Raw genomic sequence first — 17,453 nt, forward strand, 5'->3', positions numbered from 1 at the left:
GCTCCCGAGATTAGGCTGGCCTTCCCATGCACGGAGAGTTCAAGGTCCCGGGCGGCAAGCTCGTCGTCGTCGATCTCGACGTGCGCGACGGCCGTCTCGCCGACGCGCGGCTCTCGGGCGACTTCTTCCTCGAGCCCGACGACGCGCTGCCGCGGATCGATGCCGCTCTCACCGGGCTGCCCGTCGCCTCCGACGCGAAGACGATCGCCGCCGCCGTCTCGGCTGCGCTGCCCGAGGGCGCCGTGCTGCTCGGCTTCTCGCCCGAGGCCGTCGCCACCGCGGTACGCCGTGCCCTCCAGCGGGCGACGTCGTGGAGCGACTACGCGTGGGAGCTCCTGCGTCCCGGCCCCCTCGACCCGCTGATGCACCTCGCGCTCGACCAGGTGCTCGCCGAGGAGGTCGGCGAGGGCCGCCGCGCCCCCACCCTGCGTTTCTGGGAGTGGGCGTCGCCGGCGGTCGTCATCGGCTCGTTCCAGTCGGTGAAGAACGAGGTGGATGCCGACAACGCGGCCAAGTACGGGTTCCCGGTCGTGCGCCGCATCTCCGGCGGGGGCGCGATGTTCATCGAGCCGCCCGGCGCCGTCACCTATTCGATCTACGCGCCCGCCGACCTCGTGCAGGGCATGACCTTCGCCGACTCCTACGCGTTCCTCGACGAGTGGGCCGTGCAGGCGCTCAAGAGCCTCGGCATCGACGCCACCTACGTGCCGCTCAACGACATCGCCTCGCCGACCGGCAAGATCGGCGGTGCCGCGCAGAAGCGGCTCGGCAACGGCGGCGTACTGCACCACGTCACGATGGCGTACGACATGGACGGCGAACGGATGGCGCAGGTGCTGCGCATCGGGCGCGAGAAGCTCAGCGACAAGGGCACCAAGTCGGCCGCGAAGCGCGTCGATCCGCTCCGCTCGCAGACCGGGCTCTCGCGCGACGAGATCATCGAGCGCATGATCGAGACGTTCCGCGGTGCGCACGGACTCACCGACGGTGCTCTCACCGACTTCGAGCTGTCGCGGGCGCACGAGCTCGTGGCGTCGAAGTTCGGCACCGACGAGTGGCTCTACCGGGTTCCCTGACGCCGTGCGCAAGCTGATCGTCGGTCTCGTTCTGGCCGCCCTCCTCGTGGCGGGCATGCTGCTCTCCGCCCTGCTCGGGCAGTTGCCGGTGTCGGCCTCCGAGGTCGTCGGCTCGCTGCTGCGGGCGCTCTGGATCCCGACGCCGTGGGCGCCGGACGACACGGTCGTCGAGTCGTCGCTGTGGTTCGTGCGCTTCCCGCGCATCGTCATGGCGGTCGTCGTCGGCGCGGCCCTCGCGACGGCAGGTGCCGTCATGCAGGCGATCTTCGGCAACCCGCTCGCCGAGCCGGGGGTCGTCGGCGTCTCGTCGGGTGCGGCGCTCGGGGCGGCGGTCGCGATCTCGCTCGGGCTCACCGCGTTCGGCGACTACGGGATCGCGGTGCTCGCCTTCCTCGGGGGTCTCGGCGCGACGCTGCTCGTCTACTTCGTCTCCCGTGCCAACGGACGCACCGAGGTCGTCACCCTCCTGCTCACCGGTATCGCGGTCAACGCGTTCGCCGGGGCGGGCCTCGCGTTCGTGCTGTTCTCGACGAGCACCGCCAACCGCGAGCAGATCGTGTTCTGGCAGCTCGGGTCGCTCAACGGCTCGCTCTGGCGCGAGGTGCTCATCGTCGCGGTCGTCGCGGTCGTCGGAGTCGTGCTCGCGGTGCTGCTCGGCCCGCGGTACGACCTGCTCGCGCTCGGCGAGCGGAACGCCCGTCACCTCGGCCTCGACGTGGAGCGACTGCGCCTCGTGTCGATCGTCGTCGTCGCGCTGCTCACCGGAGTCGGTGTGGCGTTCGTCGGCATCATCGCCTTCGTCGGACTCGTGGTGCCGCACGTCATCCGCATGCTCCTCGGCCCGCGGCACCGGTCGCTCATCGTGTTCTCCGCCTTCGGCGGGGCGGTGCTCATGCTCGCCGCCGACCTGCTGGCGCGCACGATCGTCGCCGGCGCGGAACTGCCGATCGGGATGCTCACCTCCCTCGTCGGCGGACCGTTCTTCTTCTTCCTCCTCTGGCGCCAGCGTCGCCGGTCGGGAGGATGGGCATGACCGCCGCCCTTCCCGCCGCGCCTCCCGCTGCTCTCTCGGCGCGCGCGGTGTCCGTCGAGCTCGACGGCCGACCGGTGCTGCACGACGTCGACCTCGACATCGTGCCCGGCGAGGTGCTCGCCCTCGTCGGACCGAACGGCGCTGGCAAGTCGACGCTGCTCTCCGTGCTCTCGGGCGAGCGGCAGCCGTCGACCGGCGTCGTCACCCTCGACGACCGCGACCTGGCCACCTTCTCGCCGCTCGAGCTCGCCCGTCGGCGGGCGGTGCTCACGCAGGACAACTCGCTCGCGTTCCCGTTCCGGGTGATCGAGGTCATCCAGATGGGTCGTGCGCCGTGGACCCGTTCGGCGGAGCTCGCCGACGACGCGCGCGCCGTCTCCGCGGCGGCCGAGGCGGCGGATGTCGTCAACCTCGCCGATCGCCGCTTCACCGAGCTCTCCGGCGGCGAGCGTGCCCGGGTCTCGCTCGCCCGGGTGCTCGCCCAGTCGACCGGCATCGTCTTCCTCGACGAGCCGACCGCCGCGCTCGACCTCCGCCACCAGGAGGACGTTCTACGCCTCGCCCGGTCCCTCGCGGCATCCGGTCACGCGGTCGTGATGGTCGTGCACGACCTGTCGCTCGCCGGAGCCGTCGCCGATCGTGTCGCGCTGCTCTCCCAGGGTGCCCTCGTGGCGGTCGGCACTCCGGCCGAGGTGCTCACCGCCGAGGCGATCTCGGAGGTCTACGGCCTCGTCGTGCGCGTCATCGACCTCGACGGTCGCCCGCACATCGTGCCCGCGCGCTCCTAGGCCTTCGGCCCGCCGCGGCGTGCGCTGATCAGACGACGTGCGCGGATCAGGAGATCCGAGTCTTCGCGGTCGGATCCGGACGTCGCGACCGCCCGCGTCCTGAACGGCGCACGTTCGCGAGGCCGGGACTCCGGAAGGGCGGCGGCGTATCCTTGCCCGGTGGATCTGGGATGGGTGTGGTGGGTGGCCGTGCCCGCCGCGGTCGTCGTGGTGTGCGTGTTCGGCCAGATCTTCGGGTTCATGAACTTCAGAACCGACAAGGACTGGCGTCGCAGCTCGGGCAACCTGCTCGCCCCGATCGACGGCCTCTTCGCGCCCAGCCGCCAGGAGGCGCTGCAGGAGCAAGAGCGTCAGACCGAGCTGCCCGCCCCGGCACCCGCCCCCGGTGACCCGATCGTCGACCTCGACAACGGCATCGCCCGCATCCATCTCCCGCGCGCGCAAGAGCCGGCCGCCGTGTCGAGTCCTCGCAACGTCGACACGACAGGCATGGCTCCGGCGGAGCAGCGCTACGTCAGCGAGTCGTGAGGTCGTCGAACTCGCGGTGCTCCTCGAGGTAGCGCTTCACGAACGGGCAGGTCGCGCCGATGCGAACATCCGTCTCCTCCCGCAGTGAGGTGAGCGCGCCCTGCACGAGCTGCGAGCCGAGGCCTCGTTCCTGCAGCTCTTCGTCGACCTCGGTGTGGGTGAAGACGATGCCGCCGTCGTCGCGCGTCTCGTAGACGACCTCGCCGATCTGCTGGTCGCCGCGGCGCAGGACGAAACGTGAGCCTTCGCGGTCGTGGGAGACGATGTCGGTGTCAGCCATGCTCCGACGGTAGCCCGGGATGCCGATGACGCGCCGGGTGTTGCGCCGTCGGCGCTACCGTGCCTCGAGGTCGCTCGGATCCGAGATCGTTCCCGTGTCGACGTCGTCGACGCCGTCCTCGTTCATGTCGCGGCTGCGGGCACGCCGGGCGTCCCAGCGCAGCGTCGCGGCGGCGAGGACGGCGGCGAGCAGTGACGCCGCGAGGATCGCGATCTTCGCGCCCGCCGTGTGCTCGGTGTCGGGGAACGACAGCTCGGAGATGAGCAGCGCGACCGTGAACCCGATGCCGGTCAGGAATCCGACCGGCAGCAGGTCGCGCAGTCCGATCGAGTCCGGGAGGCGCAACGGACTCACGCGCGTCACGAGCGCGGTGACGCCGAGCACCCCGACGACCTTGCCGACGACGAGGCCCACGACGATCGCGAGCACGACCGGCTGACCGAGCACCGCGAGCGGACCTTCGCCGTCGACGAGCGAGACGCCGGCCGAGAAGAAGGCGAACACCGGCAGCGCGATACCCGACGAGTACGGGCGCACCCGGTCGTCGAAACGATGCGTGCGCGGCTCCGTCTCGCCGTGCACGAGCCGCGCGGGCACGCAGAAGCCGAGCAGCACGCCGGCGATCGTGGCGTGCACGCCCGACGCGTGCATGAAGCCCCACGCGACGACGGCGATCGGGATGAGCAGCCACCAGCGCGGACGGCGCATCCGTACCAGGATGCCGAACACCGCGATCGCGACGAACGCGGCTCCCAGCGCGAGCAGGTCGACCCCTGAGGTGTAGAACAGCGCGATGACGACGATCGCGAGGAGGTCGTCGACGACCGCGAGGGTGAGCAGGAAGGTGCGGAGGGCGCGCGGCAGGCCGCGGCCGAAGATGGCGAGCACGGCGAGTGCGAACGCGATGTCGGTCGCGGTGGGGATCGCCCATCCCGTGACGGCGCTGCGGTCGCCGAGCGCGAGCACGATGACGACGTAGAAGAGGGCGGGCAGCGCCATGCCGCCGACCGCGGCGAGCACCGGCACCGCCGCCTCCTTCGGGCGGCGCAGGCTTCCGGCGACGAGCTCGTGCTTGAGCTCGACGCCCACGACGAAGAAGAAGATGGCGAGCAGCCCGTCGGCCGCCCAGGTCGACACGCTCAGGTCGAGGTGCAGGACCTCCGGGCCGAAGGTGAAGCCGGACAGCGCGACGTAGCTCTCGCGCCAGGGTGAGTTCGCCCAGATCAGGGCGAGTGCGGCGGCGACGAGCAGCAGCACGCCGCCGGTCGTCTCCGTGGTCACCCAGCGGCGAAGGCGGATGCGGCGGGGAAGGGGGGTCTCGGTCATCGCGTTCCGATCGGACGGTCGTCGCGCGGCGGGTCGCCGACGCGGTCGTCGACCAGGCTTCCCGACACTCCTCGACCAGCTTACCGGGCTGTCGCCGCGGCCTCCGGCTCGCGTAATGTGGCTGCCGGTGCGCCGGGAAGCCTGGTCGGCGGCGTTTGCGAACGTCCAGCAGATCGAGGACCCCTCTTGCGCGTTCCGCCCCCACCCCGCCCGGCCCTCTCGCGTGCTCTCACCTCGGCATCCCGGTGGATCGGCGAACTCGCCCGTCGCTCGCCGGCCCGAGGCGCCGTGCTCGTCTTCCTCCTGGCCGCCGTCGTCTTCACCGGCGTCTTGAGCCTCCCGGTGGCGACGGCCGACGGCTCCCGCGCACCGCTCCACGACGCCGCCTTCACGGCCATCTCGGCGATCACCGTGACGGGACTCACGACGGTCGACACGGCCACCTACTGGTCGCCGGTCGGGCAGGTCGCCATCCTCATCGCGATCGAGGTCGGCGGGCTCGGCATCGTGACGCTCGCTCTGCTGCTCGCCCGGGCGGTCTCCCGACAGCTCGGTCTCGGCGGCAAGCTGTTCGCTCAGCAGAGCATCGGTGCTCCCGTGCTCGGCGATGTCGGCCGTCTGCTGCGGATCGTCATCCTCGCGACGCTCACGGTGCAGGGTGTGCTGTTCCTCTTCCTCGCCCCCGCGCTCGTCGTGGCCGAGCAGTCGTTCGGCCTGGGGCTGTGGCACGCCCTGTTCTACTCGGTGTCGGCCTTCAACAACGCGGGCTTCACGGTGCACGAAGGAGGACTCGGCGTCTTCGAGGGCAACCTCTTCGTGTTGCTCCCCGTGATGGTCGGGGTCTTCGTCGGCAGTTTCGGCTTCCCCGTCTTCCTCAACCTCATCGTCGTGCGCTGGCGCCGACGACGGTGGAGCCTGCACACCCGACTGACGCTCGTCACGACCACGGTGCTGCTGCTCGTCGGCGCCGTCGGGTGGACGCTGCTCGAGTGGACGAACCCGGCGACCGTCGGCGAGATGTCGATTCCCGAGAAGCTGTTCCACGGGCTGTTCGCCTCGACGATGATGCGCTCGGGCGGCTTCGAGCTCGTGAGCACCGCCGAGTCCGGCACCGCGACGCTCCTGCTGAGCGACGCGCTCATGTTCGTCGGCGGAGGGTCGGCGTCGACAGCGGGCGGCATCAAGGTGACGACCCTCGCCGTGCTCCTGCTGGCGATCCTCGCCGAAGCTCGCGGCAGCAAGGTCGTGACGGTCGCCCGCCGCAGCATCCCCGACGGCGTGCTGCGGGTCGCCATCAGCGTGACGTTCCTCGGTGCGACGCTCGTGCTCGTCGCGACGGGGCTGCTGATGATCTCGACCGACGCGCCACTCGACCGCATCCTGTTCGAGGTGATCTCGGCCTTCGCGACCTGCGGACTCTCGGTGGGGCTCTCGGCCGAGCTCGACCCGTTCGGCAAGTACGTGCTGGGTGCGCTCATGCTCGCGGGCCGCATCGGCCCGATCGGGCTCGCCGCCGCCCTCGCGGTGCGGCAGCGCAACACGCTCTACAGCCTGCCCGAGGAGCGCCCCATCATCGGCTGACCGCGGTCAGACCGCGACGTCGAGCGACGCGAGCAGCGCCCGCACTCGGCGCTCGATCTCGTCGCGGACGACGCGCACCCCCTCGAGCGACATGCCCTCGGGGTCGTCGAGCTCCCAGTCCTCGTAGCGTTTGCCCGGGTAGACGGCGCACGCGTCGCCGCAGCCCATGGTGACCACGACATCCGCCGCCTGCACGACGTCGTCGGTGAGCGGCTTCGGGAAGGCGTCGGCCAGGTCGAGCCCGAGCTCCCCGATCGACTCGAGCACGGCGGGGTTGAGCTCTTCCGCCGGCATCGATCCGGCCGACCGCACGTGCACGCGCCCACCGGAGAGCGACGTCGTCAGGGCGGCGGCCATCTGCGAGCGGCCCGCGTTGTGCACGCAGACGAAGAGGATCTCGGGTACCTCACGCGGCAGCGCACCCTTGGCCTGCGCGAGGGCGGTGAGCCGGTCGGTCGCGAAGCGGGTGACCCGGTTGGCGAGGTGCGCCTTCACCGTCGACGTGCGCAGCAGCGCCGCGTACGACTCGAGCACGTAGCGCTCGACCGTCTCGGGGTTGAAAGTCCCTGCGAACCGGACGCTCAGGTCGCCGGCGAGAGTCTGGAGGTAGCGCTCGGGGTAGGCGAGCCCCGGCAGCCCGCGCCGCGAGCTCACGTCGAGGTCGGACATCGTCAGACCGTCGCGGGGAGGATCTCGGCCAGGAGGTTCTCGATGCGGCCGCGGATGTCGTCGCGCACGCGTCGCACCGTCTCGAGGTCTTTGCCCGCCGGGTCTTCGAGCTCCCAGTCCTCGTAGCGCTTCCCGGGGAAGATCGGGCAGGTGTCGCCGCAGCCCATCGTGATGACGACGTCGGACTCCTTGACCGCCTCGGTGGTGAGGATCTTCGGCACGTTGTCGGCGATGTCGATGCCCTCCTCGGCCATCGCCGCGATCGCGATCGGGTTGATCTGGTCCTTCGGCTCGGAGCCGGCGGAGAGCACCTCGACGCGACCGCCCGAGAGCTCCTTCATGTAGCCGGCGGCCATCTGGGAGCGTCCGGCGTTGTGCAGGCAGACGAACAGGACGGTGGGCTTCTCGGACGGGGTCATGACAAAAGCATAGATCACTGTCTATGTGAAGGGAATCGAGAGTGAGTCTCTTCACCTCCCGTTCACGCGGGCAGCGTCGTGAGCAACTCGCGAACCCGCGCCTCGATGTCGTCCCGGATCGACCGCACGCGCGCGAGCGGCTGGCCGGCGGGATCGCCGAGCTCCCAGTCGAGGTAACGCCGCCCGGGGTAGACCGGGCACGCGTCGCCGCATCCCATCGTCACGACGACGTCGGCGGCGCGCACCACCTCGTCGGTGAGGGGCTTGGGGAACTCTCCGTCGAGCGGGACGCCGATCTCGTCGAGGGCCGCGACGACGGTCTGCCGTACCGCCGCGGCGGGTTGCGACCCGGCGGTGCGCACCGTCACGCGACCACCGGCGAGCTGCTTCATGATCGCGGCCGCCATCTGCGATCGACCGGCGTTCTCGACGCAGACGAAGAGCACTTCGGGGATTCCGTCGACCGCCTCCCGCGTGCGGGCGAGCGCTGCGAGGCGGTCGGCAGCGAACCTCGCCGTGAGCGACGCCAGATAGCGGGTGATCCGGGCGCGCGACGCGAGCAGGTCGTGGCTCTCGTGCACGTACCTCGCGACCGTGGCGCGATTGAACGATCCGCGGAACCGCTCGGCCAGGTCGTCGATGATGCGGCCGAGCACCGATTCGGAGGCGGGGCCGCTCGTCGGTCCGCCGGCGAACGCGGCGAGGTCCTCCTGCCACTCGGGGGCGACGGCGTGCCAGACGCGTCGGCCCTCCGGGAAGCGCTCCACCACTCCCGCCTCCGTCAGCTCCCGCAGGTGGTGGGAGAGGGTCGGCTGACTGAGGCCGAGTTCATGTGCGAGTTCGGTGACGCCGGCCCGTCCTTCCTCCGATCGGAGGATGAGGCGCACGATCGCACTCCGCGTGGGATCGGCGAGGAGTGAGAGGCGCGACGGCTGATCCATAGACCGCAGTCTATGAGTGCCGCTAGCGTGAGGGTATGGCTCTCGAGCATCCTGGTCGCCCGGTGAACGTCGACGGACTCCGCCGCATCGCGGCCGAGTTCCTCGGCAGCGCGCTGCTCGCGACCGTCGTCGTCGGCTCGGGCATCGCCGCGCAGACGCTGTCCACCGACGTGGGACTGCAGCTGCTCGAGAACGCCCTCGTCACCGCGCTCGGGCTGACCGTGCTCATCTGGCTCTTCGCCCCCGTCTCGGGCGCGCAGTTCAACCCCGTCGTCTCGCTCGTCGACGCGGCGCTCGGCTCGCGGCCCTGGGCCGATGTCGCCCGGTACGTGCCCGCCCAGATCCTCGGCTGCATCGGCGGCACCGTGCTCGCGAACCTCATGTTCGGGTTCGGAGCCGTCTCGTGGAGCACGACCGAGCGGGCGACCGCGCCGCACCTCCTCGCCGAGGTCGTCGCGACCGCCGGCCTCGTGCTCGTGATCTTCGGGCTCGTGCGCTCGGGTCGCGCCGCGCTCGTCGTCGCCCCGGCCGTCGGCGCCTACATCGGCGCGGCGTACTTCTTCACCTCGTCGACGAGCTTCGCGAACCCCGCGATCACGATCGGCCGGATGTTCAGCGACACCTTCGCGGGGATCGCGCCCTCGTCGGCTCCGGCCTACGTGGCCGCCCAACTCGTCGGCGGCCTGGTCGGCTGGCTCGTCGTGCGCGCCCTGTTCCCGGGCCCGAGCCCGGCGGCTACTCCGACGCGCGCCGCACGAGAGTCGTCGGCATCATCGTGATGCGGGGCACGTCCTCGCCCTCGATGAGGCGGATGAGCAGTTCGGCCATCGTGCGGCCGACCTCGCCCTCCTCCTGATCCACCGTGCTGAGCGGCGGGGTGGCGCGCTGCGCGAAGTAGTCGTCGTCGAACGTGACGACGCCGACATCCGTGGGGATCGACAGCCCGCGCTCGCGCAGCACCGAGAGCGCACCGTCGGCCATCTGGGCCGAGGCCGCGAAGAGCCCGTCGATCGGCTCGCCGCGGTCGAGAAGGCGCTCCATCGCTGCGGCGCCGGACGCCGGGGTGAAGTCGCCGTGCTCGACGAGGTCGTCCGACAGGCCGGCGGCGGCGAGCGCCGCACGCCAGCCGTCGAGACGGTCGAGACCGGCGGTCATGTCGGTCGGGCCGGCGACAGTGGCGATACGCCTCCGGCCCGCGTCGATGAGCAGCTGCGTGACGGCGCGCGCGGCTGCGGAGTTGTCGACATCCACGTACACCGGCTCCGGTCCGTCGTCGTGGCGCGCAGGGCGTCCCCCGAACACCACGGGGAGGGTGCGCGAGAGCGCCACGTAGGAGCGGTCGTCGGAGTGGTGGGAGAGGATGAGCGCCCCGTCGACGTTGCCCGCCTGGAGGTAGCGGCGGGTCTTCTCGGGGTCGATCTCCGAGGCGATCAGGAGCGTGAGGGTGTAACTCGTCTCCGCGAGCCGCATCGCGGCGCCCTGCACGACCGACGCGAAGTACGGGTCGGCGAAGAACTTGGCGGTGTTCTCGGGGATCACGAGCGCGATCGAGTGGGTACGCCGTGAGGCGAGCGAGCGCGCGGCCCGGTTGGGGACGTAGCCGAGCTGCTCGATCGCGGCGGTGACCGCGGCGAGCGCCTCGGGAGTGACCTTGGGGGAGTCGTTGATGACACGCGACACCGTCGACCGCGAGACACCGGCGAGTGCCGCGACCATCTCCAACGTGGGAGTAGCCGTCACGGAGCGATCCTAGAGTCGCGGATGATCTCGGCGAAGGCCAGACCGGAGTCCTTCACGGTACGCACCTGCGTGTCGTAGTCGACGTGCACGATGCCGAACCGCTTCGCGTAGCCCCAGGCCCACTCGAAGTTGTCGAGCAGCGACCAGGCGAAGTAGCCGCGCACGTCGACGCCGGCGTCGATCGCCCGGGCGATCGCGGCGAGGTGCTGCACGAGGTACTCGACGCGCTGCGGGTCTTCCACGCGACCGTCGACGGGCTCGGGGTCGTCGTACGACGAACCGTTCTCGGTGACGTAGAGCGGCGGCAGGTTCTCGTAGTCGGCGGTGAGCCGCTCGAGCAGCACGCGGGGGCCGTCGGGGTTCACCTCCCAGCCCATCGCGGTACGCGGCAGATCGCGCGCGGGGAAGGTGAGCGACGGCGAGCCGACGAACGGCGACGACAGCTTCTTCTCGACGGGACGGATGGCCGGGGGCTGAGGCGTCGTGATCGGCCGACCCGAGACCTGGTCGTCGTGGTAATGATTCACCCCGAGGAAGTCGATCGGCTGGTGGATGACCGCGAGGTCGCCGTCCTGCACGATCTCGTCGAATCCGAGGCCCGCGACATCCTCGACGAAGTCCGCGGGGTAGGAGCCTCGCAGGATCGGGTCGAGGAAGGCGCGGTTCCACAGCGCGTCGACCCGACGCGCGGCGTCGAGGTCGGCCGCGTTCGACGGGTCGAGCGGCACCGCGTTGGTGAGGTTGAGCGTGATGCCGAGCCGGGCGGCCCCCGCCCCACGCAGCGCCTCGACCACGAGTCCGTGGGCGAGGTGCTGGTGATGGAGCGCTCCGAGGGCCGCCCGGGGTTCTTGACGGCCCGGGGCGTGCTCGCCGCCCGCGTAGCCGATGAACGACGAGCAGAAGGGCTCGTTGAACGTGGTCCAGTCGTGCACGCGGTCGCCGAGCACCTGGTGCACGCCCATCGCGTAGTCGAGGAACCGCGCGGCGGTGTCGCGCGACGCCCAGCCGCCCTTCTCCTCGACGGCCTGGGGCAGATCCCAGTGGTAGAGCGTGAGCCAGGGCAGGATGCCGGCGGCGAGCAGCTCGTCGACGAGCCGCGAGTAGAAGTCGAGGCCCTTCCGGCTGAAGTCGCGGTCGCCGGGTCGCACGCGCGCCCACGAGACCGAGAACCGGTACGAGTCGAGGCCGAGCTCCTTCATGAGCGCGACGTCCTGCGGCATCCGGTGGTAGTGGTCGACGGCCATCGCGGGGGTGTCGCCGCCGGCGATGTTGCCGGGCACGCGGGCGAAGGCATCCCAGATGGAATCCTCCTTGCCGTCCTCGTGCGCGGCGCCCTCGATCTGGGCGGCCGCGGTCGCGGCGCCCCAGACGAAGCCGGTGGGCCAGCGGAAGTCGGTGGGCAGGCCCATGTCCGCGAGAAGCAGAGCGCCCCGCGACTGTTCGAGGGTCATCCCTTCACCGCCCCGGACATGATGCCGCTGATCAGCTGGCGTCCCGCGAAGAGGAACAGCACGAGCAACGGGAGGATCGAGATGACGGCGCCGGCCAGCACCATGGAGTGGTCGGGCGTGTGCCCTCCCGACGCGTTGAGTGACGCGAGCGCCGTCTGCACGCTGGGATTCTTCGGCCCGAGCACGAGCAGGGGCCACAGGAAGTCGGTCCAGGCCGCCATGAAGATGAAGAGCCCGAGCACGGCCATGGCCGGACGCGCGGCAGGGACCGCGACATGCCAGAACGTGCCCCACATCGACGCGCCGTCCATCCGTGCGGCTTCGATGAGCTCGTCGGGGATGGTGTCGACGAGGTACTGCCTCATGAAGAACACGCCGAAGGCGCTGACGAGCCCCGGGATGATGACCGCCCCGAGCGTGTTGGTCAGCTTGAGCTCCGCGACGAGCATGAAGAGAGGGATGATCCCGAGCTGGGTCGGGATGGCCATCGTCGCGATGACGGCGACCATGAGCCAGTCGCGCCCGCGGAACTTGAGCTTCGCGAACGCGTAACCCGCGAGCGTCGAGAAGAACACCACGGACACGGCGATCGTGCCCGAGATGATGAGGCTGTTGAACAGCGCCTTGGCGAAGTCGACCGTCGCGAACGCCTTCATGACGTTCTCGATGAAGTTCGGCCCCGGGATCACGACGGGCGGCACCGCGTTGATGTCGGAGGCCTGGCGGCTGCCCATGACGAACGACCACCAGAGCGGGAATGCCGCACCCAGGAAGAAGGCGGTGAGCAGACCGTAGGTGAGCCAGCCCGGGCGGTCGTAGAACTTCGCGCGGCGCTTGCGTGGCTCGCGACCCTCGCCGACGGCGACGGACGTCGCGCCGATCGGCGGTCGGGTGACGGTGGTGGTCATCGGGATGCTCCGTTCGACTCGAGCACCGCGGTCTTGGGGGCCCGGACAGTGCGCCGGACGTCTTGGGACGCGATCGTGCGTGAGATGAGGTAGTTGATGACACCGATCAGCACGATGATCAGGAAGAGGATCCAGGCCGTCGCCGCCGCCCGCCCGAAGTCGCGGCGGGGGAACGCCATCTCGTAGAGGTAGAGCACGATCGTCTGGAACTGGCGGTTCGAGCCGCCGTTCGACTGGCCGTCGAAGAGCTTCGGCTCGGTGAAGATCTGCAGTCCGCCGATGGTCGAGGTGATGATGACGAAGATCATGGTCGGGCGGATCATCGGGATGGTGATCGACCAGAAGCGTCGGATGCGCCCGGCACCGTCGAGCGCGGCCGACTCGTAGACGTCGCGCGGGATCGCCTGCATGGCGGCGAGCAGGATGAGCGCGTTGTAGCCCGTCCAACGCCAGTTCACCATCGACGCGATCGCGATGTGAGAGGGGAAGACGTCGTAGCCCCAGCGGATCGGCTCGAGCCCGAAGATCTCGAGCACTCCCGTGATGGGCCCGCCGAACTGGTTGAAGACCTGCGTGAAGATGACGGCGACGGCGACGGGTGCGGCGATGTAGGGGAGCAGGATGCTCATGCGCCAGAAGGTGCTCGCCCGGATCGCCTGGTCGAGCAACGCCGCGATGATCGTCGCGAAGATGAGCTGCGGCACGGCCGACAGCAGGAAGATGCTGAACGTGTTGAACGTCGCGTTCCAGAACAGCGGGTCGGTGAGCGTCGTCACGTAGTTCTGCAGGCCGATGAAGTCGCCCTGGCCCTTGAGGAGGTTCCACTCGTAGAGCGAGACGTTCACGGTGTAGATGATGGGGAAGAGCCCGAGCAGGCCGAACAGGATGAAGAACGGCGAGATGTAGACGTACGGCGACGCCTTGTAGTCGAAGTTCGAGAGCTTCTGCCGGAACGTCAGGCCGGGCGCCCGGGGCGTCGTCTGCGTTGTGCTCATCGTCGTGCCTATCTCGATGGTGCGGTGGGTGAAGGGAGGAGCGGCCCCCTGTGGGGGGTCAGGGGGCCGCTCCGTGGAACTACTAAAGCGTCAGCTGATGCCGAGGTTCTTCAGGTTGGTGAGGGCAGCCTCCCAGGCCGCCTCGCCCGTGGTGATCTCACCCTGGCTGATCGAGTCCAGCACCGGTCCGAAGACGTTGTCCTGGATGTTCGAGTCCTCCGGACCCTTGACCTGGGCGACGACACCCTGGGCGCGGTTGGTGAAGATCTCCCCGACGGGCGCGTCGTTGAAGAACGCGCTCACGGAGTCGGCGACGAGCGCCTGGCCCTCGGCCCGCGAGGGGAACGGGCCGGCGGCCTCGAACGCGGCAGCCTGCTGCTCGGGGGCGGCGAGCCAGAGCGCGAGCTCGGCGGCGGCCTCCTTGTGCTCCGACGACTCGGAAACACCGAGGAACGCGCCACCCCAGTTGGCGGCACCACCCGGGAGGACGTCAGCGAAGTCCCAGCCGGTGCCGGTCGTGCCGGCGTCGTAGTAGCCGCTCACGACACCGAGCATCCACGACGGGCAGACGTAGACGGCGAACTCGTCGTTCTTGGCCTGCTCGCCGACGCCCCAGGCGGGGAGGCCGGCACCGATGTTGGCGTTCTCGACGATGAGGTCGAGCTGAGCCATCATGTCCTCGTTGCCCTCGATGTTGAGGGTCTCACCGTCGGCCTTGTAGTAGCCCTCCTCCTGCTGGTTCACGAAGGAGTTCCACATGAACGAGGGGTTGTGGAAGAACGGCTTGCCCGAGGCGGCCGTGTACTCCTGGCCGAACTCGAAGAACGACTCCCACGTGGCATCCTCGCCGCCGAGTGCCTCGGCGAAGCCCTCCCGGTCACCCGGGAGGCCGGCGGCCTCGAGCAGGTCGCCGCGGAAGCACAGGCCCTGCGGTCCGATGTCGAGGCCGGCGCCGAAGACGCGTCCCTCGGCGTCGGTGCCCTGGGCGAACTTCCAGTCGAGCCAGTCGGACTCTTCGATGCCGTAGTCGCGGAGGTCGACGAACGCGTCGGAGACGTCGCGGATCGTGGAGAGCCAGCCCTCCTCGATCGCGACGATGTCGCTCAGGCCGGTGCCCGCCGCGATCTTCGCGTAGGCGTCGTCACGAGCGGCGCCACCGTTCTCGAGGTTGGTGGCCTCGATGGTGACGTTCGGGTGGGCATCCATGTACGCCTCGTAGTTCACGTCGATACCCATGGTGCCGAACGTGGTGATGGTGAGGGTGATGGGTTCGCCATCGTCCGTCGGGCCGGCTGCGGCGCAGCCGGTCAGGACGAGAGAGAGGGCGGCGACGCTCGCAGCTGCGGTCGCCACGGCGGGGCGTGAGATTCTCACGGTCACTCCTTTGTGTGTGCGCGGTGGGGATGGAGACGTCGTGGGAGCGCTCTCACGAACGAGCCACAATGTACGCAGACCGCGTCCACGATGTCAACAACGAGAAAACCCCCGACCGGGAAATCCCTGGTCGGGGGTCTCTTCGAAATGTTCAGCGACGAGCCGGTCGGCGCTCCTGATCGGCTTCCTCGATGTCGGCGGCGAGCCCCGGCGCCGCGTACGCGCCGACCGTGTTCGCCGCGACCTGGGCATCCATCGCGAACTCGTCGGCGAGGGCGTCGCCGCCCTCCGCGAGACGCTCGTCGTGCGCCTCCTGTACCGCCGACTTGTCGCGCAACGGCTGCGCACGGAGGAAGAACGAGAGCACGAAGGCGATCGCGACGACCGCCGCGGCGACCCAGAACACCGTGACCGTGGCGCTCGCGAATCCGTCGAGGAACGGCGCCGAGAGCGAGGTGTCGGCCGTGTTGAGGAACGACGTGTCGCCGTTGAGCGAGGTACCCAACGAGTCGCCGCCGGACGGGAGACCATCGCCGAGTGCGTCGACCAGTTGGTCGACGACTCCGCCGCGCGTGGCGTCGTCGGCGAGGTCGATTCCCGGCGGCAGCTGTGCGGTCACCTGCGACACGACGGGAGAGTAGATCGCCTCCATGATGCCCGCGTTCTGAGGCGCCGAGGCGACAGCGGGGTCGAGGGCCGCGTCGAGCGCCGTGCGCACGAGGTCGGTCTTGCCGAAGGCCGCCGCGATCGTCTCCGGCAGCCGGCTGAACAGCACCGAGAAGATCACCGCGACGCCGACCGTGCCGCCCATCTGACGGAAGAACGTCGACGCGCTCGTGGCCACGCCCATGTCGCGCACTCCGACCGAGTTCTGGCTCGCCAGGGTGAGGGTCTGCATGAGCTGACCGAGCCCGAGGCCGGCACCGAGCATCCCGATCATGATGACCCAGACGGGCGTCGTGTAGTTCGCGACGAGCGCGAGGAACGCGAACGACCCCGCGAGCAGGCCGGTGCCGATGATCGGGAAGATGCGGTAGCTGCCCGTGCGCGAGATGAGCTGTCCGCTCGCGATCGACGAGATCATGAGCCCGAGCACGAGTGGGATCATGAACAGCCCCGCCTCGGTCGGCGTCGCGCCGTTGACGAGCTGCAGGTAGAGCGGGAGCGACATCATCGCGCCGAACATCCCGAACCCGACCAGGATGCCGAGCACCGTCGCCATCGAGAAGGTCGGTGAGCGGAACAGCTTGAGCGGCAGCAGCGCGTCGTCGCCCATCGAGCGCTCGACGAGGACGAAGGCGACGATGCCGGCGACGCCGACGACGTAGCACGCGAACGCGATGGGAGACGCCCAGCCCCACTCGCGGCCCTGCTCCGCGATGAGGAGGAGCGGCACGATGCCGAGCACGATCGTGACGGCACCCCACCAGTCGATCCGCACCTTGCCGTGCGTGTGGCGCGGGAGGTGCAGGAAGGCCAGCACGAGGGCGAGCGCGCCGACGCCGATCGGGAGGTTCACGAAGAACACCCAGCGCCAGCCCTCGACGAAGAGGATCTCGGCCTGACCGGCGAAGAGTCCGCCGATGAGCGGCCCGAGCACGCTCGAGACACCGAAGACGGCGAGGAAGTAGCCCTGGTACTTGGCGCGCTCACGCGGCGCGAGGATGTCGCCCATGATCGTGAGCGGCAGCGACATGAGGCCGCCGGCGCCGAGGCCCTGGACGGCGCGGTAGATCGCGAGCTCGTACATGGTGTTCGCGAAGCCGCACAGCAGTGAGCCGGCGAGGAACAGCACGATCGCGATGATGAAGAGCGGGCGGCGGCCGAAGAGGTCGCTGAGCTTTCCGTAGATCGGCGTCGTGATCGTCGACACGATGAGGAACGCCGTGGTGGCCCAGGCCTGCAGGTCTTGACGACCGAGGTCGTCGGCGATCGTGCGCATCGACGTGCCGACGACCGTCTGGTTGAGCGACGAGAGGAACATCGCCGCCATCAGGCCGAAGATGATGAAGAGGATCTGCCGGTGCGTCAGCAGGGGCTGCCCGGTGGCGGGCGCGGCGGAAGTCGTGGACATGGGTCCTTCGTCGGAGAGAGAAGCGGCGCGCAGAAAATTGCGCAGACTGCAAAGTTACACCTCCGGCAGACATCCGGCAACGTGGGTTGAGTGCCGCCGCAGGCGGTGTATCGAAACCTCCGTAAACTGTCGCGGTGACCGACCAGCCCGCCGAGACCCCTCAGGTGCGCGTGCGGGCTGGTCGGTCACCGCGACAGTTTACGGAGGGTTCGATACACCGCCTGCGGCGGCACTCAACCCACGTTGCCGGATGTCTGCCGGAGGTGTAAC

At 69.7% G+C, this 17,453-nt stretch carries 17 protein-coding genes; 6 read left to right on the top strand and 11 right to left on the bottom strand.

Translation table 11 applies throughout. From position 1 onward, the window contains the following. The first annotated feature begins 26 nt into the window (after positions 1-26). The 4 genes from lplAB to ACO1X9_RS14480 all read left to right on the top strand — a co-directional run bounded on the left by lplAB (position 27) and on the right by ACO1X9_RS14480 (position 3,425). Positions 27-1,076: a lipoate-protein ligase LplAB gene (lplAB, locus tag ACO1X9_RS14465; RefSeq protein WP_486351550.1), complete on the top strand. Its 1,050-nt coding sequence runs from the start codon at positions 27-29 to the stop codon at positions 1,074-1,076. A 4-nt stretch (positions 1,077-1,080) separates the two neighbouring features. Next, positions 1,081-2,109: a FecCD family ABC transporter permease gene (locus tag ACO1X9_RS14470; RefSeq protein ID WP_486351551.1), complete on the top strand. Its 1,029-nt coding sequence runs from the start codon at positions 1,081-1,083 to the stop codon at positions 2,107-2,109. Continuing rightward, the gene (locus ACO1X9_RS14475; RefSeq protein ID WP_486351552.1) at positions 2,106-2,897 is read left to right on the top strand and encodes a heme ABC transporter ATP-binding protein; all 792 of its coding nucleotides are present in this window, start codon (positions 2,106-2,108) and stop codon (positions 2,895-2,897) included. Before ACO1X9_RS14470 ends, ACO1X9_RS14475 begins: the two co-directional genes overlap by 4 nt. A gap of 159 nt (positions 2,898-3,056) precedes the next feature. Then, complete coding sequence (locus ACO1X9_RS14480) at positions 3,057-3,425, top strand: hypothetical protein (protein ID WP_486351553.1); 369 nt, start codon at positions 3,057-3,059, stop codon at positions 3,423-3,425. On the opposite strand, the gene ACO1X9_RS14485 is transcribed toward ACO1X9_RS14480, so the two are convergent. After that, complete coding sequence (locus ACO1X9_RS14485) at positions 3,412-3,705, bottom strand: GNAT family N-acetyltransferase (RefSeq protein WP_486351554.1); 294 nt, start codon at positions 3,703-3,705, stop codon at positions 3,412-3,414. The genes ACO1X9_RS14480 and ACO1X9_RS14485 overlap by 14 nt on opposite strands. 54 nt (positions 3,706-3,759) lie before the next feature. Further along, complete coding sequence (gene nhaA / locus ACO1X9_RS14490; protein ID WP_486351555.1) at positions 3,760-5,031, bottom strand: Na+/H+ antiporter NhaA; 1,272 nt, start codon at positions 5,029-5,031, stop codon at positions 3,760-3,762. A gap of 186 nt (positions 5,032-5,217) precedes the next feature. Here nhaA and ACO1X9_RS14495 point away from each other — a divergent pair, with 186 nt between their 5' ends. Then, positions 5,218-6,612, top strand: a complete 1,395-nt coding sequence (locus ACO1X9_RS14495) for a TrkH family potassium uptake protein (RefSeq protein ID WP_486351556.1) — start codon at positions 5,218-5,220, stop codon at positions 6,610-6,612. A 6-nt stretch (positions 6,613-6,618) separates the two neighbouring features. Here ACO1X9_RS14495 and ACO1X9_RS14500 read toward each other — a convergent pair whose 3' ends face one another. The 3 genes from ACO1X9_RS14500 to ACO1X9_RS14510 all read right to left on the bottom strand — a co-directional run bounded on the left by ACO1X9_RS14500 (position 6,619) and on the right by ACO1X9_RS14510 (position 8,641). After that, complete coding sequence (locus ACO1X9_RS14500; RefSeq protein WP_486351557.1) at positions 6,619-7,281, bottom strand: arsenate reductase/protein-tyrosine-phosphatase family protein; 663 nt, start codon at positions 7,279-7,281, stop codon at positions 6,619-6,621. Between the two features lie 2 nt (positions 7,282-7,283). Continuing rightward, complete coding sequence (locus tag ACO1X9_RS14505) at positions 7,284-7,700, bottom strand: arsenate reductase ArsC (RefSeq protein WP_486351558.1); 417 nt, start codon at positions 7,698-7,700, stop codon at positions 7,284-7,286. A 62-nt stretch (positions 7,701-7,762) separates the two neighbouring features. Then, positions 7,763-8,641 carry a metalloregulator ArsR/SmtB family transcription factor gene (locus tag ACO1X9_RS14510; protein WP_486351559.1) on the bottom strand — a complete coding sequence of 293 codons (879 nt, stop codon included), beginning with the start codon at positions 8,639-8,641 and terminating at the stop codon, positions 7,763-7,765. A gap of 35 nt (positions 8,642-8,676) precedes the next feature. Here ACO1X9_RS14510 and ACO1X9_RS14515 point away from each other — a divergent pair, with 35 nt between their 5' ends. Beyond that, positions 8,677-9,420 carry an MIP/aquaporin family protein gene (locus tag ACO1X9_RS14515; protein ID WP_486351560.1) on the top strand — a complete coding sequence of 248 codons (744 nt, stop codon included), beginning with the start codon at positions 8,677-8,679 and terminating at the stop codon, positions 9,418-9,420. On the opposite strand, the gene ACO1X9_RS14520 is transcribed toward ACO1X9_RS14515, so the two are convergent. The 6 genes from ACO1X9_RS14520 to ACO1X9_RS14545 form a co-directional block, all read right to left on the bottom strand. After that, positions 9,377-10,357 carry a LacI family DNA-binding transcriptional regulator gene (locus ACO1X9_RS14520; RefSeq protein WP_486351565.1) on the bottom strand — a complete coding sequence of 327 codons (981 nt, stop codon included), beginning with the start codon at positions 10,355-10,357 and terminating at the stop codon, positions 9,377-9,379. The two genes, ACO1X9_RS14515 and ACO1X9_RS14520, sit on opposite strands and share 44 nt — an antisense overlap. Positions 10,358-10,377: 20 nt before the next feature. After that, positions 10,378-11,790: a GH1 family beta-glucosidase gene (locus tag ACO1X9_RS14525; RefSeq protein ID WP_486351566.1), complete on the bottom strand. Its 1,413-nt coding sequence runs from the start codon at positions 11,788-11,790 to the stop codon at positions 10,378-10,380. A 38-nt stretch (positions 11,791-11,828) separates the two neighbouring features. Further along, positions 11,829-12,740, bottom strand: a complete 912-nt coding sequence (locus tag ACO1X9_RS14530; RefSeq protein ID WP_486351561.1) for a carbohydrate ABC transporter permease — start codon at positions 12,738-12,740, stop codon at positions 11,829-11,831. Continuing rightward, the gene (locus ACO1X9_RS14535) at positions 12,737-13,735 is read right to left on the bottom strand and encodes a carbohydrate ABC transporter permease (protein ID WP_486351562.1); all 999 of its coding nucleotides are present in this window, start codon (positions 13,733-13,735) and stop codon (positions 12,737-12,739) included. Before ACO1X9_RS14535 ends, ACO1X9_RS14530 begins: the two co-directional genes overlap by 4 nt. A gap of 90 nt (positions 13,736-13,825) precedes the next feature. Next, on the bottom strand, positions 13,826-15,109 hold the full coding sequence (locus ACO1X9_RS14540; RefSeq protein ID WP_486351563.1) for an ABC transporter substrate-binding protein: 1,284 nt from the start codon (positions 15,107-15,109) through the stop codon (positions 13,826-13,828). 151 nt (positions 15,110-15,260) lie between these two features. After that, the gene (locus ACO1X9_RS14545; protein WP_486351564.1) at positions 15,261-17,183 is read right to left on the bottom strand and encodes an MDR family MFS transporter; all 1,923 of its coding nucleotides are present in this window, start codon (positions 17,181-17,183) and stop codon (positions 15,261-15,263) included. Positions 17,184-17,453: the final 270 nt, after the last annotated feature.

The organism is Pseudolysinimonas sp. (genome assembly GCF_057350545.1).